We start from the raw sequence: 23537 nt of genomic DNA, 5'->3' as shown, positions 1-23537 counted from the left end.
GCCGAACGGCCTCCGGCCCGGGCAGCACCCGCGCGTGAGGCCGGGATCTGGCCTGCGCCCACCGGGCGGCACCCGCCCTGGCGGCACCCGCCCAACGGGCCCGGCCGCCGCCGCTCCGGTCGGCCGGAGACCGCTCCTGCCGCCCCAGCCCGGCCGCCGCCCTGAGCAGGCTGCCCTCTCAGGCCGCCGGCGCCCACCTCACGGCGGGTTGTCGCCCCGCCGCGGCCGCCGCCCTGGGCAGGCTGCCGCCCCAGCCCGGCCGCCACCCACCTCACGGCGCCCCGCAACCTCGGGCCCGGCCGCCCCGCCGCGGCCGCCGCCTCAGCCCCGTCAGGGCCTCGTCGCGGGCGTCCTCAGAGGACGAAGGCCTGGTTGCCGCTGTCGGTGACCATGGGGCGGCCGGCGCCGTCCCAGGCGAGCATGCCGCCGTCGACGTTCACCGCGTCGATGCCCTGCTGCACCAGGTACTGGGTCACCTGGGCCGACCGGCCGCCCACCCGGCACATCACATAGGCACGGCGCCCGTCCGCGACGGCCTCGGTCACCTCACCGAAGCGGGCCACGAAGTCGCTCATCGGCACATGCAGCGCGCCCTGGACATGGCCGGCCGCCCACTCGTCGGACTCCCGGACGTCCAGGACCAGCCCGTCGGCCGGCACGGAGACCGCGTCCACCGTGGGCAGGGTCGGAAAACTCATCTGCGGATACCTCTCTCGTCCACCGGTCGGCCCGCCCGCCGGTCCGCGCACGGCCCCGCCGGGTCACAGGGAGAACGTAGCCGACACCGGCTACTCCGCCAGACCCGCCAGCTCCGCCTCGCGCTCGGCGACCTGGGCGAGCAGCTGCTCGGCGATCTCCTCCAGCAGCCGGTCCGGGTCGTCCGGGGCCATCCGCAGCATCGCCCCGATGGCGCTCTCCTCCAGCTCGCGGGCCGCCCCGGTGAGCATCTCCTTGCGCCGGGCCAGCCACTCCAGCCGGGCGTAGAGCTCCTCCGCGGCGGTCAGCTCCGGGGCCGCCGGGGCCGGGCCGGCCGCCCACTCGGCGGCCAGCTCCCGCAGCAGGCCCTCGTCACCGCGCGCGTAGGCCGCGTTGACCCGGGTGATGAACTCCTCACGCCGCTGCCGCTCGGCCTCCTCACGCGCCAGGTCGGGGTGGGCGGCACGCGCCAGCTCCCGGTAGAGCTTGCGGACCTCCTCGCTCGGCCGGACCCGCTTGGGCGGCTGCACCGGCCGGCCGGTGAGCATGGCGTCCGCCTCGGCCGAGAGCCCGTCGGAGTCCATCCAGCCGTGGAACAGCTCGTCCACTCCGGGCATCGGCATCACCCGCTCCCGGGCCTCCCTGGCCTGGCGCAGGTCCTCGGGGTCACTGCTGCGGGCCGCCCGGGCCTCCGCGATCAGCGCGTCCAGCTCGTCCAGCCGCGAGTACATCGGGCCGAGCTTCTGGTGGTGCAGCCGGGAGAAGTTCTCCACCTCGACCCGGAAGGTCTCCACCGCGATCTCGAACTCGATCAGCGCCTGCTCGGCCGCCCGCACCGCCCGTTCCAGGCGCTCCTCGGGCCGCCCCGACTGCTCGGGAGCGCCGTCGGCACGGTGGTCGGTGGGCACGGTGGCGTCGTCGTTCGAGGTCGTCACCCGACCAGCGTACGGGCGAACCCGCCCCACCCGTCACCGTTCCCCGTCCGCCCACCCGGGCCGCACCCGACCCAGGCCTCCGGACCGGCCAGGCCACCGGACCAGCCGGGCCATCAGCCTGCCCCGGCGCCCCGTGCCTCAGCCCGTACCGCCGCCCCGTGGACCACGGGCCCGCACCGCCGCCGCACATCCCGCCCAGGGCCCCACACCCCCGCCGCACACCCCACCCGGCAGCCGACGCCTCACACCCCCGCCTCGGCGGCGACCCGGCCGTCCTTGACCGCGGCCACCAGGTCGGCGTGGTCCGCCTCGGTCCGGTCCGCGTAGGCCACCGCGAAGTCCGCCATCGCCTCGTCCAGCTCCTCGTTCTTCCCGCAGTACCCGGCCAGCAGCCGGGGGTCGGCGCTGTGGGCGTGGGCCCGGGCCAGCAGGGCGCCGGTCATCCGCCCGTAGTCGTCCAGCTCCTCCGCCGACAGCGCCGCCGGGTCCACGCTCCCCTTGCGGTTGCGGAACTGCCGCACCTGGTACGGCCGGCCCTCGACCGTCGTCCAGCCCAGCAGATTGTCGCTGACCACCTGCATCCGCTTCTGCCCGAGCACCACCCGCTGCCCCTCGTGCGCCACCTCCGCCACCTTGAACCCGGCACCGGGCAGATAGGGCAGCAGCGCCGACGGCCGCGCCTCCTTCACCTGGAGCACCAGCGGCTCGCCGCGGTGGTCCAGCAGCAGCACCACATACGACCGGGTGCCGACGCTGCCGGTGCCCACCACCCGGAAGGCGACATCGTGGATCGCGTACCGGGCGAGCAGCGGCAGCCGGTCCTCGGGCAGCGTGGTCCGGTACTCGCCCAGCGCGGCGGCGACCGCGGTGGCCTCCGCGTCCGGCACCCGGCGCAGCACCGGAGGGGCGTCGGTGAAGCGGCGGCCGCCGTCCTCGCACTCCTCCGTCGACTTGGCGGCGAACCGGGCGCTGGTGTTGTTGCGGGCCTTCTCGGAGACCCGCTCCAGGGTGCCCAGCAGGTGCCGTGCGTCGGTGTGGGACACCAACTCCTCGTCGGCGATGGCGTTCCACGCGTCCAGCACCGGCAGCTTGGCCAGCAGCCGCATGGTGCGCCGGTAGGCCCCGGCCGCGTCGAAGGCGGCGGACCGGCACACGTCCTCGTCCACCCCGCCGGCCCGCCCGGCCAGCACCAGTGAGGTGGTCAGCCGCTTGAGGTCCCACTCCCAGGGCCCGGCCACCGTCTCGTCGAAGTCGTTCAGGTCGACGACCAGCCGGCCGCGGGCGTCGCCGTACAGCCCGAAGTTGGCCGCATGGGCGTCGCCGCAGAGCTGAGCGGCCACCCCGGTGACCGGCGTCGCCGCCAGGTCGTATCCCATCAACCCGGCCGCCCCCCGCAGGAAGGCGAACGGGCTGGCGGTCATCCGGCCCACCCGTATCGGCGCCAGCTCGGGCACCCGGCCCCGGTTGGACTCCTCCACCGCCCGCACCGCGTCCGGCCGCCCCGGGCCCGCCTCGGGCAGCGTCCCGTGCGCGGACCGCGGCACCCGCTCCCGCAGCGCCTTGCCGCGCTTCTTGGGAGAGGGGGAGGAGGAGGGGGAGGGGTGTGCCTGGGCGCCCACCGGTCCGTAGGGGCGGAGCTTGGCGGTGGCGAAGCCGGGCACGGTGGGGATCCGGCCGCTGCCGCCGCCCCTTCCGCCGTCGGCACTGCCGCCGCTGCCGCTACCGCCCGTGACGCCCTCGCGCCCGGCGCGCTCCTCGCCGCCGTGCTCGCCGTCAAGCCCCATGGGGTCCCCCGTTCCACGTCCGCGGCGGCGACCGCCGCCCCGGCCGCACGCCGTACCGGTGTTCGTCCCGAAGGTACCGCCGGGGCCCGATCCGTCCCAGACCTGTGGACAACCGTTGCCCGGAGAACCCCGAGCCCGGGCCTTGAGGCCTACCTCACAGCCTCGCGACCGCACGTGCCCCCGGCCATCATCCGGACGCACAAACAGCTACGGCCGGCACCGTGTTGACGATGCCGGCCGTAGCCTTGCTGTGCGCGAGGGGGGAGTTGAACCCCCACGCCCTTTCGGGCACTGGAACCTGAATCCAGCGCGTCTGCCTATTCCGCCACCCGCGCATTGGGTGTTGCTTGCTTGGTTTCTCCGCTGTTTCCGGCGGCGTCCCCTGGCGACACCTGAACATTAGCACGGCCCGGAGGGTGGGTTCACATCCGTTTGTTTCGGCCACTGCCTGCCGGAACAGGGAGAAGGGGGGCGGGGAGGGCCGGGGGGCGGCCGCACCGCCGGACCTCGCCCACCCGCGCTCGTACCCCTCCACGGGAGAGACTCGTACCCCTCCACGGGACAGACTCATACCCCTCCGTGGGAGAGAGGGGGACAGGAGGGGGACAGGGAGAGATGGAGCGTCGCGAACACCGGTCGACACCGTTCAGCGCCGGGGAGCACTGTCGCGCGGAGCACGGCCGGCGCGGGCCCCGGCCGGGAGGGAGCGGGTGCGGTTCCGGCTCGTACCGGGCGGGTCCCGGAGGAGGTGGGCTGCGGGCGGGATCCGTCGCCGGTACCGTCCCCCCGGGCCCTTCCGCGGTGCGGGACACTGTCAGGAGGGCACCTCTACGATCCCTGTGAGAGGTGACACTTATCCACAGGCCAGAGAAGGGGAACCAGCCGATTTCCCGACGCGTGGATACGATCAGTAAGCAGTACAGGTGCGGCAACGACGGAGGAGGTGCCCCATGGGAGTCCTGAAGCGTTTCGAGCAGCGTCTCGAAGGTCTGGTCAACGGCACCTTCGCCAAGGTGTTCAAGTCCGAGGTCCAGCCCGTCGAGATCGCGGGAGCCCTCCAGCGCGAGTGCGACAACAACGCCTCGATCTGGAACCGCGACCGCACGGTGGTGCCCAACGACTTCATCGTGGAGCTCAGCACCCCCGACTACGAGCGGCTGAGCCCCTATTCCGGCCAGCTCGGCGACGAGCTGGCGGGCCTGGTCCGGGACTACGCCAAGCAGCAGCGGTACACCTTCATGGGGCCGATCAAGGTCCACCTGGAGAAGGCCGAGGACCTGGACACCGGGCTGTACCGGGTGCGCAGCCGCACCCTGGCGTCGAGTACGTCACAGTCCGGCGAGCCCCCGGCCGCCGGTGGCGGCCAGGGCCGCTCCGGGTACGGCTATCCACCGGCCTCCCCGCCCTCGGGCGGCCCCGGCGGGGCTCCGCCGCCCATGCCGTCCGCACCTCCCGGGGCGGGCCGCCCCGGAGCCGCCGGCCGCCCGCCGGCCGCGGCACCCGGCGCCCAGACGCGCCGCTGGATCGAGATCAACGGCACCCGCCACCAGATCTCCCGCCCGACGCTGGTGCTGGGCCGCAGCACCGACGCCGATGTGCGGATCGACGACCCCGGCGTCTCCCGCCGACACTGCGAGATCCGGACCGGAACGCCCTCGACGATCGCGGATCTCGGGTCCACCAACGGCATCGTGGTGGACGGGCAGCACACCACCCGCGCTACGCTCCGCGACGGCTCGCGGATCGTCGTGGGCAGCACCACCATCGTTTACCGGCAAGCCGAAGGGTGAAGCGGGGGCAATGTCAGAGCTGACCCTCACGGTCATGCGGTTGGGTTTCCTCGCCGTACTGTGGCTGTTCGTCATCGTGGCCGTCCAGGTCATCCGCAGCGACCTGTTCGGGACGCGGGTGACCCAGCGCGGTTCGCGCCGGGACACCGCGACCCGGCCGCAACAGCAGTCCGGCGCGGGACGGCAGGCCACCGCGCCGCCGCCGCAGCGCCAGCAGCAGTCCGGCCGCCAGCGCCGCGGGGCGCCGACCAAGCTGGTCGTCTCCGAGGGCACCCTCACGGGCACCACGGTGGCCCTCCAGGGCCAGACGATCACCCTGGGGCGCGCCCATGACTCCACGATCGTCCTGGACGACGACTACGCGTCCAGCAGGCATGCCAGGATCTACCCGGACCGTGACGGCCAGTGGATCGTCGAGGATCTCGGGTCCACCAACGGCACGTATCTCGACCGGACCCGGCTCACCACCCCGACGCCCGTTCCGCTGGGCGCGCCGATCCGCATCGGCAAGACCGTCATCGAGCTGCGGAAGTAGTGCTGCATCATGAGTAGGCGCGAGCGGAGCGAGCGAGCCGCAGCTGAGCCGGCCGGCGTGACCCGTCCCGCGGGCGGCGCCGGCACCGGCCACCGGCTCCCGACCGGAGGGTGGGCAGTGTGGCGCGAGACCGGCGGTACCCGGAGCCGACTGGCGAGGTGCGCATGAGTCTGTCACTGCGCTTCGCCGCCGGATCGCACAAGGGCATGATCCGCGAGGGCAACGAGGACTCCGGCTACGCCGGTCCCCGGCTGCTCGCGATCGCCGACGGCATGGGCGGCCAGGCCGCCGGCGAGGTCGCCTCCTCCGAGGTGATCTCCACCCTGGTCACGCTCGACGACGACGTGCCCGGCAGCGATCTGCTCACCTCGCTCGGCACGGCCGTGCAGCGGGCCAACGAGCAGCTGCGGCTGATGGTCGAGGAGGACCCCCAGCTGGAGGGCATGGGCACCACGCTCACCGCCCTGCTGTGGACCGGTCAGCGCCTGGGCCTGGTGCATGTCGGCGACTCCCGCGCCTATCTGCTGCGGGACGGCGTCCTCACCCAGATCACCCAGGACCACACCTGGGTGCAGCGGCTGGTGGACGAGGGCCGGATCACCGAGGAAGAGGCGACCACCCACCCGCAGCGCGCCCTGCTGATGCGCGCGCTGGGCAGCGCCGACCATGTCGAGGCGGACCTGTCCATCCGCGAGGTGCGGGCCGGCGACCGCTATCTGATCTGCTCCGACGGCCTGTCCGGCGTGGTCTCCCACCAGACGATGGAGGAGACCCTCGCCAGCTACCAGGGCCCGCAGGAGACCGTCCAGGACCTGATCCAGCTCGCGCTGCGCGGCGGCGGCCCGGACAACATCACCGTGATCATCGCGGATGTGCTGGACACCGACGGCGGGGACACCCTCGCCGGGCAGCTCAGCGACACCCCGGTGGTCGTCGGCGCGGTCGCCGAGACGCAGACCCAGCTCGGTGACGACGGCGCCATGCAGACCCCGGCCGGCCGCGCCTCCGGGCTGGGCCGCCAGGCGCCCCCGCCGGCCCCCCAGGGCAACTTCGGCCCGCCCGGCAGCGGTGAGGACCTCGGCTACGGCGGGATGCCGCCGCAGGACGGCTTCGAGTCGTACGACGAGGAGGACTTCCGCAAGAAGCGCGGCGGCCGCAGGTGGCTGAAGAGATCGTTCTACGCCGTCCTCGCGCTGGCCGTGGTCGGCGGCGCCCTGTACGGCGGCTGGCGCTGGACGCAGACCCAGTTCTACGTCGGCTCCAAGGACGAGCATGTCGCGCTCTACCGCGGCATCAGCCAGGACCTGGCGTGGTTCTCGCTCTCCGAGGTGGAGAAGGACCACCCCGAGATCGAACTCAAGTACCTCCCGGACTACCAGCGCAAGCAGGTCGAGGAGACCATCGCCGGCGGCAGCCTCGCCAAGGCGCAGGACAAGGTCGCCGCGCTCGGTCTCCAGGCGTCCGCCTGCCGCAAGCAGGAGGAGCGCCGGGAGGCCGGCGAGCGGGCCGCGAGCACCCCGCCGCCCGGCGAGGGCCAGGCGGGCGGCACCACCGGTCTGCCCCAGGCCCCGAGCCCGTCGCCTTCGCCGTCGCCCAAGCCCAGCACCAGCACGCCCCCTCCGAGCCCGGGCCCCACCCTCTCGGACGAGGAGCAGAAGCTGGCCCCGAACTGCGGTAAGAGCTAGAGCACCCGTAGGGGGGCCTTTCACCACCATGAGCGTTGTCACCAACACGACCACCATCGGCGCGATCGATCTGCCGAGCCGCCGCAACACCGAGCTGGCGCTGCTCGGCTTCGCCGTCGCCATCCCGGTGTTCGCGTACCTGAACGTGGGCCTCGCCCTGGACGGCAAGGTCCCCGCCGGGATGCTCGGCTACGGGATCGGCCTCGGCCTGCTGGCCGGGATCGCGCATCTGCTGGTGCGGCGGTTCGCCCGGTACGCCGACCCGCTGCTGCTGCCGCTGGCGACCCTGCTCAACGGCCTCGGCCTGGTGCTGATCTGGCGGCTGGACCAGTCCCCGCGGCTGATCTCCACCTCCAAGCGGGTCTACGGCAGCTTCAGCCCGGACGCGCCGACCCAGCTGCTGTACTCGGCGATGGGGGTGGCGCTCTTCCTCGGGGTGCTGATCCTGCTGAAGGACCACCGGGTGCTCCAGCGCTACACCTACATCTCGATGATGGCCGCCATCGTCCTGCTGCTGCTGCCGCTGGTGCCGGGGCTCGGCACCGACAGCTTCGGCGCCAAGATCTGGATCCGGGTGGCCGGCTTCTCCATCCAGCCCGGCGAGTTCGCCAAGATCATCATCGCGGTGTTCTTCTCCGGCTATCTGATGGTGAAGCGGGACGCGCTGGCGCTGGCCAGCCGCCGCTTCATGGGGCTGTACCTGCCGCGCGGCCGGGACCTCGGCCCGATCCTGATGATCTGGGCCGTCAGCCTGCTGATCCTGGTCTTCGAGAACGACCTCGGCACCTCGCTGCTGTTCTTCGGCATGTTCGTGGTCATGCTGTACGTGGCCACCGAGCGCACCAGCTGGATCGTGATGGGTCTGCTGATGGCCGTCGGCGGCGCGGTCGGCGTGGCCTCCTTCGCCGGCCACGTCCAGTCCCGGGTGGACGCCTGGGCGGACCCCTTCGGCTCCTGCTACGCGGACTCCAACGCCTGCCAGCAGATGGCCCAGGTGCTGCTGTCCTTCGGCTCCGGCGGGACGCTGGGCACCGGCCTCGGGCAGGGCGACTCCGACCTGATCGGCTTCGCCGCCAACTCCGACTTCATCTTCGCCACCGTCGGCGAGGAGCTGGGCCTCACCGGGGTGATGGCCTTCCTGCTGCTGTACGGGCTGATCGTGGAGCGCGGCATCCGCACCGCGCTGGCCGCCCGCGACCCGTTCGGCAAGCTGCTGGCGACCGGCCTGTCCGGCGCCTTCGCGCTCCAGGTCTTCGTCGTCGCCGGCGGTGTGATGGGGCTCATCCCGCTGACCGGTATGACCATGCCGTTCCTCGCCTACGGCGGCTCCTCGGTGATCGCCAACTGGGCGCTGATCGCCATCCTCATCCGTATCAGCGACACCGCGCGCCGCCCCGCCCCGGCGCCCGCCCCGTCACCCGACGCCGAGATGACCCAGGTGGTCCGCCCGTGAACAAGCCGCTGCGCCATATCGCGATCTTCTGCGGGCTGCTCGTCCTCGCCCTGCTCATCCGGGACAACTGGGTCCAGTACGTGCGCGCCGACGAGCTCAGCTCGCACAAGTACAACCAGCGGGTGGTCATCGAGCGGTACGCCAGCCCGCGCGGCAACATCGTGGTGGACGGCAAGCCGATCACCGGCTCGGAGAAGACGGACTCCAACTACTTCGTCTACAAGCGCACCTACAGCGACGGGGCGATGTGGTCCCCGGTCACCGGGTACGCCTCCCAGGCGTTCGGCGCCAACCAGATCGAGAAGCTGGAAGACGGCATCCTCACCGGCAACGACGACCAGCTGTTCTTCGACCGCACCCTGGCCATGTTCACGGGTGAGAAGAAGAAGGGCGGCGATGTCATCACCACCCTCAACGGGGCCGCGCAGAAGGCCGCGTTCAAGGGGCTCGGTGACAAGAAGGGCGCGGTCGCCGCGATCGAGCCGTCCACCGGCAAGATCCTCGCCCTGGCCTCCACCCCGTCCTACGACCCCTCGTCCTTCGCCGCCGGCTTCTCCGAGGAGGAGGCCGGCAACTTCCAGCGGCTGGACAAGGACAAGGACAAGCCCATGCTGAACCGGGCGCTGCGCGAGATCTACCCGCCCGGGTCCACGTTCAAGGTGCTGACCGCCGCCGCCGCGCTGGAGAACGGCGTGGTCAAGGACATCGACGCGCCGACCGACACCCCTGAGCCGTACATCCTGCCGGGCACCCGCACCCCGATGAAGAACCACGCCCCGGGCTGTGAGAACGCCTCGCTCAACCAGGCGCTGGAGGTGTCCTGCAACTCGGTGTTCGCCAACCTCGGCGACAAGGTCGGGCGGGACAAGATGGTGGAGATGGCCGAGAAGTTCGGCTTCAACAACCCGGAGATCGACACCCCGGTCCGGGCCGCCGCCTCCGTCTACGACAAGACCATGTCCCGGGACGGCAACGCCCAGTCGTCCATCGGCCAGTTCAACACCGCCACCACGCCCCTCCAGATGGCGATGGTGACGGCCGCGATCGCCAACGACGGCAAGCTGATGAAGCCGTACATGGTGGACGAGCTGCGCTCCCCCGACGTCGACCTGCTGGAGAAGCACGAGCCGGAGGAGATGGACCGGCCGATGTCCGCGGAGACCGCCCAGCTGGTGCAGAAGATGATGGAGAACGTCGTCGAGAACGGCACCGGCGAGAAGGCCGGCATCGAGGGCGTCAAGGTCGGCGGCAAGACCGGCACCGCGCAGCACGGCGAGCAGAACAAGGCCCGCCCGTACGCCTGGTTCATCTCCTACGCCAAGACCGACCAGGGCTCCCCGGTGGCGGTCGCCGTCATCGTCGAGGACTCCTCCGCCGTCGCCCGTGAGGACATCAGCGGCGGCGGCCTGGCCGGGCCCATCGCCAAGGACGTGATGAAGGCGGTGCTCGACGGCAAGTGACGGTGCCCGCGGGGGCGTGAGCCCCGGTGGACGGCACGGCGTACCGCCCCCGCGCCCGGTCCGCACCAGCGTGTACCGGTCCCGTATCAGGTGGCGGCCACGGACGGGCCGATCGGCCGCGGCCGGTAGCGTATGCCCGGACAGCACACCGCCGGACCACACACAGGGGTGCGCGGTCGGGACTGACGGAGAGGGCTGGATCAGTTATGGAAGAGCCGCGTCGCCTCGGCGGCCGGTACGAGCTGGGCTCGGTGCTCGGCCGCGGTGGCATGGCGGAGGTCTACCTCGCCCACGACACCCGGCTCGGCCGCACCGTCGCCGTGAAGACGCTCCGGGCCGACCTCGCCCGCGACCCGTCCTTCCAGGCCCGGTTCCGCCGTGAGGCCCAGTCGGCCGCCTCGCTCAACCACCCGGCGATCGTCGCGGTCTACGACACCGGCGAGGACTACGTCGACAACATCTCCATCCCGTACATCGTGATGGAGTACGTCGACGGCTCCACCCTCCGGGAGCTGCTGCACTCGGGCCGCAAGCTGCTGCCCGAGCGGTCGATGGAGATGACCGTCGGCATCCTGCAGGCGCTGGAGTACTCGCACCGGGCCGGCATCGTGCACCGCGACATCAAGCCGGCCAACGTGATGCTCACCCGCACCGGCCAGGTCAAGGTCATGGACTTCGGCATCGCCCGCGCCATGGGCGACGCCGGGATGACGATGACCCAGACCGCCGCGGTCATCGGCACCGCCCAGTACCTCTCCCCCGAGCAGGCCAAGGGCGAGCAGGTGGACGCCCGGTCCGACCTGTACTCCACCGGCTGCCTGCTGTACGAGCTGCTGACCGTGCGTCCGCCGTTCGTCGGCGACTCCCCGGTGGCCGTCGCCTACCAGCACGTACGCGAGGAGCCGCAGCCGCCGAGCAACTTCGACCCCGAGATCACGCCCGAGATGGACGCCATCGTCCTCAAGGCGCTGGTCAAGGACCCCGACTACCGCTACCAGTCGGCCGACGAGATGCGCGCCGACATCGAGGCCTGCCTCGACGGCCAGCCGGTGGCCGCGACCGCCGCGCTCGGCGTCCCGGCCGGCTACGGCGGCTACGGCCACGACGACGGGTCCGGCGACCCGGCGGGCCAGACCTCGATGCTGCCCCCGGTGAACCCGGACGACGGCGGCTTCGGCTACGACGAGCGGGGCCGGCGCCGGCAGAAGAAGTCCAACACCTCGACCATCCTGCTGGTGCTGGCCGGGATCATGGTGCTGGTCGGCGCGATCCTGATCGGCCGGGTCGTCTTCAACAGCGACGACGGCGGCGGTGGCGGCAGCGAGCAGGTCAGCGTGCCCCAGGTGGTCGGCAAGCCGCTGGCCCAGGCGCGCTCGCAGGCCGAGACCGCGGGCGTCAAGCTCCAGGAGAACGGCACCGACCGCTGCGACCAGCCCAAGGGCTCCATCTGCGCCCAGACGCCCGAGTCCGGGACGATGGCCAAGGGCGAGACCATCACGGTGGTGGTCTCCGAGGGCGCGCCGAAGGTCCAGGTGCCCAATGTGATGGAGCAGTCCCAGCAGACGGCCACCCAGAACCTCAAGGCGCAAGGCTTCGACGTCAGCGTGGAGCAGAAGGAGTCCGACGCGGACCCGGGCGAGGTCATCGAGCAGAGCCCGGAGGGCGGCACCGAGGCCGAGAAGGGCAGCGAGGTCGTCATCACCATCTCGCGGCAGGCCCGGGAGACGGTCCCGGCGGTCACCGGCTCGCAGTTCGACGCGGCCAAGAGCCAGCTGGAGACGCTGGGGTTCGAAGTGGCCCGCTCGGACGTGGACTCCGACAAGCCGGCCGGCGAGGTCACCGCCCAGGACCCGCAGGGCAACTCCCGCGCTCCGAAGGGCAGCAAGGTCACCCTCCAGGTGTCCAAGGGCCCGCAGACGCCCACGCCCACCCAGAAGCCGGTGCCGAACGTCGTCCCGCAGCGGCTCGGGCAGGCCAAGCAGACCCTCCAGCAGGCCGGTTTCACCAACGTCCAGGTCGCCCCGGGCTGCCCGGCCGACGACAACGCCATCGTCACCGGCAGCGACCCGCAGGCCGGCACCCAGGTGGATCCGGCGGCCACCACCGTCACGCTGACCACCCTGGGCTGCCAGGGCGGCGGCCCCGGGGGCCAGAACGGCGGCCAGGACGGCGGTCAGAACGGCGGCGACGGCGGCAACGGGGACGGCGACGGGGGCGGGGGCATCAACTTCTTCGGCGGCCCCTCCGCGGTCGTCTCCCGCGAGGTGCGCTGACGGATACGTGAGAGCCCCGGCGCCCGCTGAGCGGGTGCCGGGGCGCTGTCGTTCCTCGAAGGTCGTTCCCCGAAGGCAGCGGACGGGCCGTCAGGAGGCGCGCAGCTCCGCGGGCGGGGTGCGGTCCGCGTCGACCTTCTCGGTGCGCTCCAGCTCGCCCCAGACGATGTAGCGGTAGTCCGAGGTGTAGACCGGGGTGCAGGTCGTCAGGGTGATGTAGCGGCCGGGCGCGGTCTTGCCGGACTCCCTGGGCACCGGCCGCAGCACCTCGGTGTTGTACTTCGAGGTCTCCGGCAGCGTCTTGTAGACCTTGTAGACGTACCAGGTGTCCCGGGTCTCGAAGACGATCGCGTCCCCGTCGCGCAGCTTGTGGATGTTGTGGAACTTGGCGCCGTGCCCGTCGCGGTGGGCGGCCAGGGTGACGTTGCCCTTGGGGTCCTTGGGCAGGGCGGAGGCGAGCGGGTCGGTGTAGTAGCCGGCCACGCCGTCGTTGAGGATCTCCGGGGTGGTGCCCTTGCGGACCAGTACCTCGCCGCCGCCCATCGCCGGTACGTGCAGGAAGCCGATGCCCTCCTTGGTGTCCAGGGCGCCCGGACCGGCGGCGGGGCTCTCGGCGGCCCAGCTGTCGCGGACCCGGTCGCCCTGGCGGCCGGCCTCCCGGTCGGCCAGGACGTTGGTCCACCACAGCGAGTAGACGACGAACAGCCCCATCAGCACCCCCGCCGTGATCAGCAGTTCGCCGAAGACGCTGACGACGCCGGCGATCCGGTTGCGCGCACGTGCCACTACATCTGTCCCGTCTCGAATCGTCAGCTCACGAGCGCGTCCGGTTTGCCCTTGCTGCGCGGCCGTTCCTCGACCATCTTGCCCCACACGATCATGCGGTAGGTACTGGTGAACTCGGGGGTGCAGGTGGTCAGGGTGAGGTAGCGGCCGGGGCCGGTGAAGCCGGAGCCCGCGGGCACCGGGCCGATGACCGAGACGTTGGACGGCTCGGTCTGCGGCAGGATGCTCGCCATCTCGTAGGTGTAGTACGTGTCCTGGGTCTCGACCACGATCGGGTCGCCCGGGCGCAGCCGGTTGATGTAGCGGAACGGCTCGCCGTGGGTGTTGCGGTGGCCGGCGACGGCGAAGTTGCCCTGGCGGTCGGAGGGCATCGCGGTCTTCAGCCGGCCCTCGGCGTAGTGGCCGACCATGCCGCGGTCCAGGACCCGTTCCTTGTCGATGCCCTCGGCGATCGGCACCACCACGTCCAGCGTCGGCAGGTACATGATGGCGAAGCCCTGGCCGGGTTCGAAGGCGCCCGGCTTGCGGCCCTCGGCCCAGGCGTTCTCGATGCCCTTCTTGGCCTGGTCCGCCTGGATGCCCGCGCGGACGTTGGTCCACCAGAGCTGGTACGTGACGAAGAGCAGCATCACCACCCCGAAGGTGATGAACAGCTCGCCCACCACCCGGCTGGCCACCACGCCCACGCTGTCCTTGCGGGCCCGGGCGGCCCTGCGCGCCTCCACCCGGGTCAGCGGGCGCCCACCGGCCCCGGCAGACGGGCCGCCCGCTCCCGGGGCGCCCTGGGCCGCCGAGTGCCGTCCGGCGGATCTCCCCCCGCCGGGGGCGGCCCGGTGTCCGGCGCCCCGTCTGCCGCGGGCCTTGGCCGCCCGGCGGCGCTCGGCGCGGCCCCCGGTGGCCGGGGTCTCGGGGCCGGTGGTCCGCGGGGGCGGGGCCTCCGGGGGCAGCGGCCCGGGGAGGCGGCCGCGCGCCCCGTCCCGTTCCGGCCCGCCGCGTTCCGCCCGGGGCCGTGGCCGCGAGGGCTCGGCGGGCTCGACGCGCTCTATTCGCGCCGTACGGTCCAGTGGCGCGGGCTGCTCGGGTGGCCCCGGCTGCTCGGGCAGGTTGGCCGCCCGGAACCAGGGCGAGTGGTGGCCGCCCGGCTCACCGCCGCCCGGTCCCGTACCGCCGCCGCCCGGCCCCGTACCGCCGCCGTGTCCCGGGCGGCGCGGGGTGGTCACGCGACGGCCTTGCCCACCACCGGCGCGAGCCCTGCCGACCGGGCGACCGCGCCGGTGTCGCCGCACTGGGCGAGCCAGTTGGCGAGCATCAGGTGCCCGTGCTCGGTGAGCACGGACTCGGGGTGGAACTGCACGCCCTCCACCGGCAGATCGCGGTGGCGCAGCCCCATGATGATGCCGTCCTCGGTGCGCGCGGTGACCTCCAGCGCGGCGGGCAGCGCCGCGGGCTCGGCGGCCAGCGAGTGGTAGCGGGTGGCGGTGAACGGGGAGGGCAGCGAGGCGAAGACGCCCTGCCCGCCGTGGACCACGGGGGAGGTCTTGCCGTGCAGCAGCTGCGGCGCCCGGTCCACCACTCCGCCGTACGCCACGGCCATCGACTGCATACCGAGGCAGACGCCGAAGACGGGCACCCCGGTGTCGGCGCAGTGCCGGACCATGTCCACGCAGACCCCGGCCTCCTCGGGGGTGCCGGGGCCCGGGGAGAGCAGCACCCCGTCGAAGCCGTCCTGCGCGTGGCGGACCTCGACCTCGTCGTTCCGCTGGACCTCGCACTCGGCGCCGAGCTGGTAGAGGTACTGGACCAGGTTGAAGACGAAGCTGTCGTAGTTGTCCACGACGAGAATGCGCGCGCTCACTGACCGTCCACCGTCACATCGTTGAACGGAAGCAGAGGCTCCGCCCAGGGGAACACATACTGGAAGAGCACATAGACGACCGCCAGGGCCAGGACGAGCGAGATCAGCGCCCGTACCCACGCGTTGCCCGGCAGGTGCCGCCAGATCCAGCCGTACATGCCGTCCGCCGGTCCTTCCTCGCTGCTCTTCGCCGCTGCTGTCGGAGACCAGAGTACGGGGCGCGGGAGTTGGCGGGGGTGGAGTGCGGGAGTCGGTGCCGACAGGCCGGAGGCCGACCGGGGCTCGGGGGCGGCTACGGGGTGCCGGTGGCGCCCGAGGGGCCGGAGGGCCGGGCGTGGTGGAGGTCGACCGCGCCCGAGTACCCGGGCAGCGAGACCCCGTCGTGGTCGTCGACCTTCCAGCCGAGCCCGTACGCCTTCACGTACAGCAGGTAGTTCTGTACGGCGGTGGAGCCGTCCAGGGCCTTCTGGAGGTCGCCGGTGTCCCCGACCGCGGTGATCTTGTACGGCGGTGAGTAGACCCGCCCCTGGAGGATCAGGGTGTTGCCCACGCACCGCACGGCGCTGGTGGAGATCAGCCGCTGGTCCATCACGCGGATGCCCTTGGCGCCGCCCTTCCAGAGCGCGTTGACCACGGCCTGGAGGTCCTGCTGGTGGATGACCAGGTCGTTGGCCTGGGGCTCGGGGTAGCCGGGCGCGGCCTGGGCGTCGGGCGGGGCGTCGTTGAGGGTGACGGTCAGGCCGTCCCCGGAGACCTCGGTGGTGCCGGCGGCCTCCTCCAGGGCGCGCAGCCGGGCGTCCTCGGCGCGGGTGCCGCCGGCGTCGCGCCGGGCGAGGGCGTCCACCTGCTCGCGTACCGCCGCGGTGGTCTCGTCCAGCCGTCCGTTCTTGTGGCTGCGCTCGCGGATGAGGTCGGACAGCTTCAGCAGCGAGTCGTCGGTGCGGAGGTTGGTGCCCTTGGCGGTGTTGAAGCTGGTGACGAAGATCAGTCCGGCGAGGGCGAAGACGGCAGCGGTGAGCAGCCGGACCGGCCGCAGACGGCGTCGCCGGGCCGGTTCGGGGGGAGCGCCGGGGGAAGTGCTCAACGTACCCTTATCTCCTTCAGCACCGCGGAAGCACTACGCTAACGGACGCCCGGACGAGGCGGCTGTCCCGCTCGCTTCCCCGGCGTCAGTCCACGTCCCCCGCGCGGTCACGCAGCGCATCGACAGGAGAGCTCCTCGTGCCGAAGTCACGTATCCGCAAGAAGGCCGAATTCACCCCGCCGCCCGCGAAGCAGGCGACCGCCATCAAGCTGACCAACCGCAGCTGGGTGGCCCCGGTGATGCTGGCGCTGTTCGCCATCGGTCTGGCCTGGATCGTCGTGTTCTATGTGACGGACGGCTCGCTGCCGCTGGAGTCGCTGCGGAACTGGAACATCGTGGTCGGCTTCGGCTTCATCGCGGGTGGCTTCGCCGTCTCGACCCAGTGGAAGTAGCGCGGTCGGCGGAAGGGTCGCGAGGCATGGTCCGGGGTCTCCCGTCAAGCCTTGCCCATGGTTATCCACAGCGTTGTGCACAGGTCGTGGATAGGTAGGAAGATCTGTGGATAACTCCCATCGCGTTGACGCCGACGCGGTGGGAGCGCGACCCCGCCCTCTTCCTGCTCCAGCAGTGAAACCGCAGGTCAGAGCGGATCCGTACAGGTGTTCCGCACACTGGGCGCAAGGTCGAACACATATTGTGGACAAGGGTGGGGACAACCGGGCCCGGCCTGGGGCGGAAGGGTCCGCTCAGCTGAGCGCCGAGGTCCTCAGAACCATCACCAGCAGGGAGAGGGCGAGCACCGCCCCGCAGGTGCCCCACTGGACCAGGCCCCGGCGCTCGCGCGGTCCGTTGATCATCGCGTAGGAGATCAGCACGCCCGCCACCAGGCCGCCGATATGCGCCTGCCAGGCGATGTTCTCCCAGAAGAACGTGATCACCAGGTTGAGCGCCACCAGGGCGAGCACCGGCCGCAGATCCCGGTCGAGCCGCCGGAGCAGGACGACGGTGGCGCCGAGCAGTCCGTAGACCGCCCCGGAGGCCCCCAGCGAGGACTGGTTCTGGGCGGCGAGCAGATAGGTCAGCGCCCCGCCGGCCAGCCCGGACAGCAGATAGAGCACCAGGAAGCGGGCCCGCCCCAGCTGCTCCTCCAGCCCCACCCCGAGGAACCACAGCAGCAGCATGTTCCCCGCGATGTGCCAGATCTGCTCGTGCAGGAACATGCTGCTGAGCAGGCGGTACCACTCGCCGTCGGCGACCCCCACCACCCGGCCCAGGGCCGGGTCGAAGGCCAGCCCGATGAGCACCGTCTCGTCGGTGAAGCGGGGCATGATCTGCGCCACCAGGAAGACCAGCAGGTTGGCGCCGATGAGGAGATGGGTGACCAGATGCGGGTCACCGCCGGTGATCCGGCCGCCGGCGAGGGTGCGCGGCTGGTTGGCGGTACGGGAGTGGCCGGTGCCGCCCCCGCCGCGCACGCAGTCGGGGCACTGGAAGCCCACCGACGCGTCCACCATGCAGTCGGTGCAGATCGGCCGCTCGCACCGGGCGCAGCGGATCCCCGTCTCCGCGCCCGGGTGGCGGTAGCAGTGCGGCACCTCGCTCATGCAAGCCCCCTGCTCATGCGAGCCCCCTTGTCGGCCGGCGGTCCCGGCGGTGGTCGGCCGGCGGTTCCGGCGGGTCCGGACGGGGCGCCCCCGCCGGTACAGGGCATCCCCGGTCAGTGCGGCGCCCGGTCAGTGCGGCGCCCGGTCAGTGCGGCGCCCCGCCCATCCTTACGGACGGGCGGGGCGGAAAGGTTCCCCGCGTCCACCCGCCGTTGACAGGCGGCGGACGCGGGGGCCCGGGAGGAGCAGCGGCGGAGGTCAGCCCTCGCGCTTCTCGATCACCACCGACTCGATGACCACGTCGTTCACCGGGCGGTCGGTGCGCGGGTTGGTCTGGGCGCCGGCGATGGCGTCGATGACCTTCTGGCTCGCCGGGTCCACGACCTCGCCGAAGATGGTGTGCTTCCCGGTCAGCCAGGTGGTGGGGGCCACGGTGAGGAAGAACTGCGAGCCGTTGGTGCCCGGACCGGCATTGGCCATGGCCAGCAGGTACGGCTTGTTGAAGGACAGCTCCGGGTGGAACTCGTCACCGAACTCGTAGCCGGGTCCGCCGGTGCCGTTGCCCAGCGGGTCCCCGCCCTGGATCATGAAGCCGCTGATGACGCGGTGGAAGACCGTGCCGTCGTAGAGGCGGTCGTTCGACTTCTTGCCGGTGGCCGGGTGCGTCCACTCCCGCTCGCCCTGGGCGAGCTCGACGAAGTTCTTGACCGTCTTGGGCGCGTGGTTCGGCAGCAGCCGGACCACGATGTCGCCGTGATTGGTCTTCAGGGTGGCGTAAAGGTTCTCGGCCACGATGTGCCTTCCGTAAGTCTGCTCTGACGACTACCGATCCTCGCACGGAAGAGGGCGCCGCGGGCATGGCAGCACGCCCGGCGGCCTAGGTGGCAGCGGGCGTCATGAAGGAAGGCGTGACGGTGGAAGGCGTGGGGGCCCGGAGGCCGAGGGGCTGTACGGGGGAAGGGGTTGCCCCGGATGCCGCCGTACCGCATGCCGAGGTCAGGGTCGGCAGGCATGATTTCGAGGAGGACGGATACGCGAGTACCTACCCCGCCACCGAGGAGGAGGAAAGCCGTGACCCGCAAGGACAGCGTGCGCGCCGCGACCAATTCGGCGAAAGACAGCGTGCGGCACGCCGCGGAAGTGGTGGCGCCCTACGCCGGAACGGCAAAGGACACAGCCGCGCAGTACGCGCATGAGGCCCGCGTCAAGGTAGCGCCGAAGGTGTCGAAGGCCGCTCACCAGGCGCGTGTGCAGTACGACGCGTATGTCGCGCCGAAGGTGCCGCCGGAGCTCGGCGACGCCGCGCAGCGTGCGGTGGTCAAGACCCGCCGGGCGGCCAAGCAGGCCGCCGACTACACCGTGCCGCGGGTGGAGCACGCGGTCGCCGCGACCGCTCCGGCCCGCGAGGAGGCCGCGGCCCGCTCGCTCGCCACGCTGGCGGCGCTCCGTGGGCAGGTGTCGGCCAAGGACGTCCGGAAGCTGGTGCGGAAGAACGAGCGCCGAGGTCGCGCCGGACGCGTCCTCAAGGGGCTCGCGCTCTTCGGGGCGCTGGCGGGCGGCGCCTTCGCCGCCTGGAAGTGGTGGGACAAGCAGGCCAACCCGGACTGGCTGGTCGAGCCGCCGGCGCCCACCGAGGTCTCCGACCGGGCCCCGCTCACCTCGGTCGACGGCACCGGCGCGGAGGCGCTGGACCCCGAGGTCGAGGCCAAGCAGGCCGAGGCCGACGTGGACGACAACCGTCCCTGACCGCTCCACGCGGTCGGGTACCGGCCGGTCGCCTTCGGTTCGTCGCGGACTCCGTACCGCGCGCCCGAGGCGGCCGGCCGAGTCATGTCCGGGGTCGGGTAGGCCTTGGGGCACGGGACGGGGTCGCGGCGGAGGGTCGCTGTCGCGGCGGCCGGGATGGTTTCACGTGAAACACGCACCGGCTCGGCCAGCGGGGAGCGGCTCACGCCGCGAGGGCGAGGTCGGCCAGGTCCATCCCGGCGGGCAGCGGGGCGACGGCCGGGAGGTGGCGTACCGAGGGGGAGGAGCCGTGGGCCTCGGCCCGGATGCGCTGCTTGATGGTGGGCGGCAGGGAGCGGTCCCGGGTGCCGCGGCTTCCGGCGGATGCTGACGGGACGGAGGAGGTCGAGGCGCTGCTGCCCGCCGTACGTCCGAGCCTCACTTCGACCGGGGTGAGCGCGTCGGCCCTCCGGTCGGCTCCGCTGGGCGGCGCGGTCGCCCCGCCCTCCGGACGCGGGTCCGCGGCGGCGGCCTCGGCGGTCGCCGGGGCGGTGGGGGCGCCGGTGGTCACCGCGCCGGTGGCGGTGGCCGGGCGGCGGGTCAGGCCGACGGCGGAGAGGACGGGGGAGAGGATCGCGGACAGCAGGGTGAGGAAGGCGGTCCAGAACTGCGCGGCCTTCGTGGTGGCGGCCATGGTCCCTCGCTTTCGTGGTGGAGGCGGATCTTCTGGGTCGCTCCGGAGCGTCCGGAGTCGGTAGTTCGGGTTGGGCGATCTACATACCTTTCTCATGATGAGTACGCACCTTCAGAAGGCACGGACCGACGCCACCGCGCGGCAGATCTTCTGATGAACACCACTCGTTCGGCGCAGCTCCCCGAGTTGCGGCCTCTGCCGGGGCATGCAGATCCGCCGTGCGCTGCGGCTTCCCTCGACCGGGTAAGCAAATTTGACTAGCCTGAGGATCGTGACCGAGAAGACGATTCCTCTGCTGCCCTGCGCCGAGATCCAGCCGGTGGTGGACTTCTACACCGCGCTCGGCTTCGAGACGACCTTTCTGCAGAAGTCCCCGTACGCCTACGCGGTGGTCCAACGCGGCGCCGTGGAGCTGCAGTTCTTCCAGATGAAGGGGTACGACCCGGCCGCGTCCTACTCGGGCTGCTATGTCCTGACCGAGGACGTGGACGGGCTGCACGCGGCCTTCCGGGCCGGGCTGAAGGCGGCGTACGGGCGGATACCGAACCGGGGGCTGCCGCGGATCGGCCCGGTGAAGGACATGTCGTACGGGGTGCGGCAGTTCCTGATGACCGACCCGGGCGGCAACAGCGTCCGGGTGGGGCAGCCGATCAGCGACGATCCGAGCATGCGCCCGGTGCCCAGGGGGCCGTTCGAGCGGGCGCTGCACCTGGCCGACCTGTTCACCGACTCCAAGGAGGACCTGGCGGGCGCGGTGAAGGTCATCGACCGGGTGCTGCCGCCGGAGCACGATCACGCGCCCCGGCCCGGCGGCCCGGAGCCCACCCCCGTACAGCATCTGCGGCTGCTGGTGCTCCGCGCCGATCTGGCCGAGCGCCTCGGGGACGCCCCGCTGGCGGCCCGGCTGGCGGCCCGCGCCGCCGCGCTCCCGCTCGGCGACCTGGACGGGCGGGACGGCCTGGGCGAGGAGGAGCGCGCGGCGGCCCGCGACAGCCTGACCCGGCTGGCCGAGCTCACCCGGTAGCCGGGGCGCCAGGCGAGCGCGGGTAAGGCGGTCGGCCGGCGCCGGGGGGCGGCGAGCGCTTGAGGCGGTCCGCGGCGGCCCGGGCCACGTCCAGCGAGACCCGGAAGCCGGCGTCCGGGTGGACCGGAGGTGACGCCCGCCTCGCGCGGGCCCGGGAAACGAAGGGCGCCGCCCGGTCGAGCGCACGCCCGCCGGGCGGGCCGGGCGGGACACCCCGGGGGTGTACCGGCCGCTCGCCGATGGCTTATGTTGCGGGGGCAAAGCAAGGGGGACGGACGACGGATGGCACGGGACTACGACAGCCAGTTGCTGGAGTCGGTCGCCGTACGCCGGCGCAGAATGCGGGACGCGCTGCTGTTCGGCGCGCAGCGGGCCCGCCGCACGGCGGACGAGCGGCTCGGGAAGGTGTTCGCGGGCATCGCCATCGCGGCCGTGCTGTGCGCGGGGTGCGTCGGCTGGTCCTTCCTCCAGCACACACTGGCCGAGCAGAAGGCCGAGCAGCGGAAGCAGGAGGAGCGCTTCCAGCAGCCGGCCAGGCCCGAGGGATCGGCCACACCCGAGGCCAAGCCCGAGACGAAGCCCGGGGCGAAGTCCGAGGGGGCCGCCGGGGCCGAGTCCGATGGGGCAGCCGGGGCCGAGTCCGAGGGGGCCGCCGGGGCCGAGTCCGAGGGGGCCGCCGGGGCCGGTGGGAGTCCGTGATGACCGGCTCGAACATCGACTCGAATGCCGAGGACGCCGCGATGATAGGTTCCGCCACGTGGTGAGTACAGCAGCGACGCCCTGGACGCAGCTGAGCCGGGTGACCCTGGTCGGCGAGCGGCGACGGGCCGACATCGTTCTGCCCGCCGACACCCCGATCGGCCAACTCCTGCCGGACATCCTCCAGTTGCTGGACGACCGGGCCGCGTCCCGGCCGATGACCCGGCAGCTGATCGCCTCCGACGGCTCCGCGCTTCCGCACGACAGCACCCTCGCGTCCGCCGGGATCGCCGACGGCGCCGTGCTGCGGCTGGTGCGGGCCCACTCCGCGCCGCCCGCACCGGTGGTGCACGACGTCACCGACCAGGTGGCCGACGACCTCGACCTCCAGGCCTGGCGCTGGCGGCCCGCCGCCCGCCGGGCCTCCGCGGGCGTGGCCACGGTCGCCTTCGCGGTGATCGCCGCGCTGCTGGCCCGCCGGGAGTTCACCCTGGACGCGCTGGCCGGCGCCCTCGCCGCGGTGACGCTGGTCCTGCTGGCGGCCGGGGCGCTGGTCGCCCGGATCGGGCCGGGCAACCGCGGGCTGGCCACCGCGCTGCTGCTGGCCTCCGGCGGGCTGGGGGTGCTCACCGCCTGGACGGCCGCCGACGCGTACGGCTGGTCCGGCGCCGCCCGCCTGGCCGCCGTGGCGGGCGCGCTGGTGGTGGTGCTGGCGATGCTGGGGCAGTTCTCGCCGCTCGGCCGCGGTGGGCTGGTCGGCGCGGGTGCCGCCGCGGGGATCACCCTGGTCTGGCTGGCCGTCGCCGCCGTCCAGGACGACCTGGCCCGGCTGGGCGCGGTGATGGCCGTCTTCTCCGTGGTGCTGCTCGGACTGCTGCCCCGGCTCGCGCTGATGGCATCGGGGCTCACCGCGCTCGACGACCGGCGCTCGGGCGGCGCCTCCGTCAGCCGCCACCGGGTGGGCACCGCCCTGGCGGCCACCCACCGGGGCCTGGCCCTGGCGACGATCGTCACCGCGGCCTCGGCGGCGGCCGGCGGCTGGCTGCTCACCCTCGCGGAGCGGCCGACGGTGTGGACGGTGCTGCTGCCGTCGGTCACCGCGGTGGTGCTGCTGTCCCGGGCGCGGGCCTTCCCGCTGGTCGCCGAGGTCGTGGCGCTCTTCGCCGCGGCGGGGGCCCTGGTGGTACGCCTGGTGGTGCTCTGGATGGACCACGCCGGGGGCGCCGGACCGCTGACCGTGCTCGGCGCGGCCGCGGTGCTGCCGCTGCTCGCGCTGGCGGTCCAGCCGCCGGAGCATGTACGGGTGCGGCTGGGGCGCATGGCCGATCTGGTCGAATCCATCGGCATGGTGGGGCTGTTCCCGCTCGCGGTCGGGGTGTTCGGCATCTACGGGCAGCTGCTCGACAGGTTCTGAGGGCGGCGCCGGCGGGGTCACCATCCGCGACATCAGCGTTCAGTGTTCTGAGTTCAGCGTTCTGGGTTTATCGGGAAGCGGCAGGGGCGGGAGAAGAGGCA

Annotated in this window: 21 protein-coding genes, 1 tRNA gene and 1 pseudogene; 11 read left to right on the top strand and 12 right to left on the bottom strand. The window is 72.6% G+C overall.

Going from position 1 to position 23537, the window contains the following annotated elements:
- Positions 1-353: 353 nt before the first annotated feature.
- From ABZ945_RS05285 to ABZ945_RS05270, 4 genes are all read right to left on the bottom strand, one after another.
- Entirely contained in the window at positions 354-698 is a 345-nt protein-coding gene (locus ABZ945_RS05285; RefSeq protein WP_361264155.1) for a rhodanese-like domain-containing protein, read from the bottom strand.
- A 90-nt stretch (positions 699-788) separates the two neighbouring features.
- Complete coding sequence (locus tag ABZ945_RS05280) at positions 789-1604, bottom strand: hypothetical protein (protein WP_361264644.1); 816 nt, start codon at positions 1602-1604, stop codon at positions 789-791.
- A 269-nt stretch (positions 1605-1873) separates the two neighbouring features.
- Positions 1874-3415 carry a DUF2252 domain-containing protein gene (locus tag ABZ945_RS05275; RefSeq protein ID WP_361264152.1) on the bottom strand — a complete coding sequence of 514 codons (1542 nt, stop codon included), beginning with the start codon at positions 3413-3415 and terminating at the stop codon, positions 1874-1876.
- A gap of 251 nt (positions 3416-3666) precedes the next feature.
- Positions 3667-3750: transfer RNA gene (locus ABZ945_RS05270), tRNA-Leu, on the bottom strand.
- A gap of 615 nt (positions 3751-4365) precedes the next feature.
- Between ABZ945_RS05270 and ABZ945_RS05265 the strand changes: the two genes are divergently transcribed.
- The 6 genes from ABZ945_RS05265 to pknB all read left to right on the top strand — a co-directional run bounded on the left by ABZ945_RS05265 (position 4366) and on the right by pknB (position 12611).
- Positions 4366-5205 carry a DUF3662 and FHA domain-containing protein gene (locus ABZ945_RS05265; protein ID WP_361264149.1) on the top strand — a complete coding sequence of 280 codons (840 nt, stop codon included), beginning with the start codon at positions 4366-4368 and terminating at the stop codon, positions 5203-5205.
- A 10-nt stretch (positions 5206-5215) separates the two neighbouring features.
- Positions 5216-5740, top strand: coding sequence for an FHA domain-containing protein (locus ABZ945_RS05260; RefSeq protein ID WP_361264145.1), 525 nt, complete (start codon positions 5216-5218; stop codon positions 5738-5740).
- A gap of 164 nt (positions 5741-5904) precedes the next feature.
- Positions 5905-7425 carry a Stp1/IreP family PP2C-type Ser/Thr phosphatase gene (locus ABZ945_RS05255; protein ID WP_361264142.1) on the top strand — a complete coding sequence of 507 codons (1521 nt, stop codon included), beginning with the start codon at positions 5905-5907 and terminating at the stop codon, positions 7423-7425.
- A 28-nt stretch (positions 7426-7453) separates the two neighbouring features.
- Positions 7454-8878: an FtsW/RodA/SpoVE family cell cycle protein gene (locus ABZ945_RS05250; protein WP_361264139.1), complete on the top strand. Its 1425-nt coding sequence runs from the start codon at positions 7454-7456 to the stop codon at positions 8876-8878.
- On the top strand, positions 8875-10338 hold the full coding sequence (locus ABZ945_RS05245) for a penicillin-binding transpeptidase domain-containing protein (protein ID WP_361264136.1): 1464 nt from the start codon (positions 8875-8877) through the stop codon (positions 10336-10338). The genes ABZ945_RS05250 and ABZ945_RS05245 overlap by 4 nt, the downstream gene beginning before the upstream one ends.
- Positions 10339-10544: 206 nt before the next feature.
- On the top strand, positions 10545-12611 hold the full coding sequence (gene pknB / locus ABZ945_RS05240) for a Stk1 family PASTA domain-containing Ser/Thr kinase (protein WP_361264133.1): 2067 nt from the start codon (positions 10545-10547) through the stop codon (positions 12609-12611).
- 90 nt (positions 12612-12701) lie between these two features.
- Here pknB and ABZ945_RS05235 read toward each other — a convergent pair whose 3' ends face one another.
- The 5 genes from ABZ945_RS05235 to ABZ945_RS05215 form a co-directional block, all read right to left on the bottom strand.
- The gene (locus tag ABZ945_RS05235; protein WP_361264130.1) at positions 12702-13397 is read right to left on the bottom strand and encodes a class E sortase; all 696 of its coding nucleotides are present in this window, start codon (positions 13395-13397) and stop codon (positions 12702-12704) included.
- 23 nt (positions 13398-13420) lie between these two features.
- Positions 13421-14617: a class E sortase gene (locus ABZ945_RS05230; protein WP_361264127.1), complete on the bottom strand. Its 1197-nt coding sequence runs from the start codon at positions 14615-14617 to the stop codon at positions 13421-13423.
- On the bottom strand, positions 14614-15252 hold the full coding sequence (locus tag ABZ945_RS05225) for an aminodeoxychorismate/anthranilate synthase component II (protein WP_361264124.1): 639 nt from the start codon (positions 15250-15252) through the stop codon (positions 14614-14616). Before ABZ945_RS05225 ends, ABZ945_RS05230 begins: the two co-directional genes overlap by 4 nt.
- Entirely contained in the window at positions 15249-15410 is a 162-nt protein-coding gene (locus tag ABZ945_RS05220) for a hypothetical protein (RefSeq protein ID WP_189549781.1), read from the bottom strand. Before ABZ945_RS05220 ends, ABZ945_RS05225 begins: the two co-directional genes overlap by 4 nt.
- 134 nt (positions 15411-15544) lie before the next feature.
- The gene (locus tag ABZ945_RS05215; RefSeq protein WP_361264121.1) at positions 15545-16336 is read right to left on the bottom strand and encodes a DUF881 domain-containing protein; all 792 of its coding nucleotides are present in this window, start codon (positions 16334-16336) and stop codon (positions 15545-15547) included.
- Positions 16337-16473: 137 nt separating this feature from the next.
- Between ABZ945_RS05215 and crgA the strand changes: the two genes are divergently transcribed.
- Complete coding sequence (crgA, locus tag ABZ945_RS05210; protein ID WP_361264118.1) at positions 16474-16728, top strand: cell division protein CrgA; 255 nt, start codon at positions 16474-16476, stop codon at positions 16726-16728.
- Between the two features lie 294 nt (positions 16729-17022).
- On the opposite strand, the gene ABZ945_RS05205 is transcribed toward crgA, so the two are convergent.
- Both ABZ945_RS05205 and ABZ945_RS05200 read right to left on the bottom strand, forming a co-directional pair.
- Entirely contained in the window at positions 17023-17880 is an 858-nt protein-coding gene (locus tag ABZ945_RS05205; RefSeq protein WP_361264115.1) for a rhomboid family intramembrane serine protease, read from the bottom strand.
- A gap of 258 nt (positions 17881-18138) precedes the next feature.
- Positions 18139-18672, bottom strand: a complete 534-nt coding sequence (locus ABZ945_RS05200) for a peptidylprolyl isomerase (RefSeq protein ID WP_361264112.1) — start codon at positions 18670-18672, stop codon at positions 18139-18141.
- Positions 18673-18951: 279 nt separating this feature from the next.
- Here ABZ945_RS05200 and ABZ945_RS05195 point away from each other — a divergent pair, with 279 nt between their 5' ends.
- Positions 18952-19626, top strand: a complete 675-nt coding sequence (locus ABZ945_RS05195) for a DUF5324 family protein (RefSeq protein WP_361264109.1) — start codon at positions 18952-18954, stop codon at positions 19624-19626.
- A gap of 202 nt (positions 19627-19828) precedes the next feature.
- Here ABZ945_RS05195 and ABZ945_RS05190 read toward each other — a convergent pair whose 3' ends face one another.
- Entirely contained in the window at positions 19829-20299 is a 471-nt protein-coding gene (locus ABZ945_RS05190; RefSeq protein ID WP_361264106.1) for a DUF6344 domain-containing protein, read from the bottom strand.
- 271 nt (positions 20300-20570) lie between these two features.
- On the opposite strand from ABZ945_RS05190, the gene ABZ945_RS05185 reads away from it, so the two are divergent.
- The 3 genes and pseudogenes from ABZ945_RS05185 (at position 20571) to eccD (ending at position 23436) form a co-directional block, all read left to right on the top strand.
- Complete coding sequence (locus tag ABZ945_RS05185; RefSeq protein WP_361264102.1) at positions 20571-21323, top strand: VOC family protein; 753 nt, start codon at positions 20571-20573, stop codon at positions 21321-21323.
- A gap of 282 nt (positions 21324-21605) precedes the next feature.
- Positions 21606-21851 (top strand): annotated as a pseudogene (locus tag ABZ945_RS05180) (hypothetical protein); the annotation flags it as partial.
- A gap of 229 nt (positions 21852-22080) precedes the next feature.
- Positions 22081-23436 (top strand): type VII secretion integral membrane protein EccD, encoded by a 1356-nt coding sequence (eccD, locus tag ABZ945_RS05175; protein WP_361264099.1) that lies wholly within the window; start codon positions 22081-22083, stop codon positions 23434-23436.
- Positions 23437-23537 lie beyond the last annotated feature (101 nt).

This window comes from Streptomyces sp. NPDC046887, assembly GCF_040644755.1.
GTDB lineage: Bacteria > Actinomycetota > Actinomycetes > Streptomycetales > Streptomycetaceae > Streptomyces > Streptomyces lichenis.
This window is presented reverse-complemented; position numbering and strand designations above follow the sequence as displayed.

Coding starts and splice junctions, on each gene's coding strand:
- pknB (WP_361264133.1), top strand. CDS start 10,545: ATGGAAGAGCCGCGTCGCCTCGGCGGCCGGTACGAGCTGGGCTCGGTG.
- ABZ945_RS05255 (WP_361264142.1), top strand. CDS start 5,905: ATGAGTCTGTCACTGCGCTTCGCCGCCGGATCGCACAAGGGCATGATC.
- ABZ945_RS05250 (WP_361264139.1), top strand. CDS start 7,454: ATGAGCGTTGTCACCAACACGACCACCATCGGCGCGATCGATCTGCCG.
- ABZ945_RS05220 (WP_189549781.1), bottom strand. CDS start 15,410: ATGTACGGCTGGATCTGGCGGCACCTGCCGGGCAACGCGTGGGTACGG.
- ABZ945_RS05285 (WP_361264155.1), bottom strand. CDS start 698: ATGAGTTTTCCGACCCTGCCCACGGTGGACGCGGTCTCCGTGCCGGCC.
- ABZ945_RS05275 (WP_361264152.1), bottom strand. CDS start 3,415: ATGGGGCTTGACGGCGAGCACGGCGGCGAGGAGCGCGCCGGGCGCGAG.
- ABZ945_RS05190 (WP_361264106.1), bottom strand. CDS start 20,299: ATGGCCGCCACCACGAAGGCCGCGCAGTTCTGGACCGCCTTCCTCACC.
- ABZ945_RS05265 (WP_361264149.1), top strand. CDS start 4,366: ATGGGAGTCCTGAAGCGTTTCGAGCAGCGTCTCGAAGGTCTGGTCAAC.
- ABZ945_RS05260 (WP_361264145.1), top strand. CDS start 5,216: ATGTCAGAGCTGACCCTCACGGTCATGCGGTTGGGTTTCCTCGCCGTA.
- ABZ945_RS05205 (WP_361264115.1), bottom strand. CDS start 17,880: ATGAGCGAGGTGCCGCACTGCTACCGCCACCCGGGCGCGGAGACGGGG.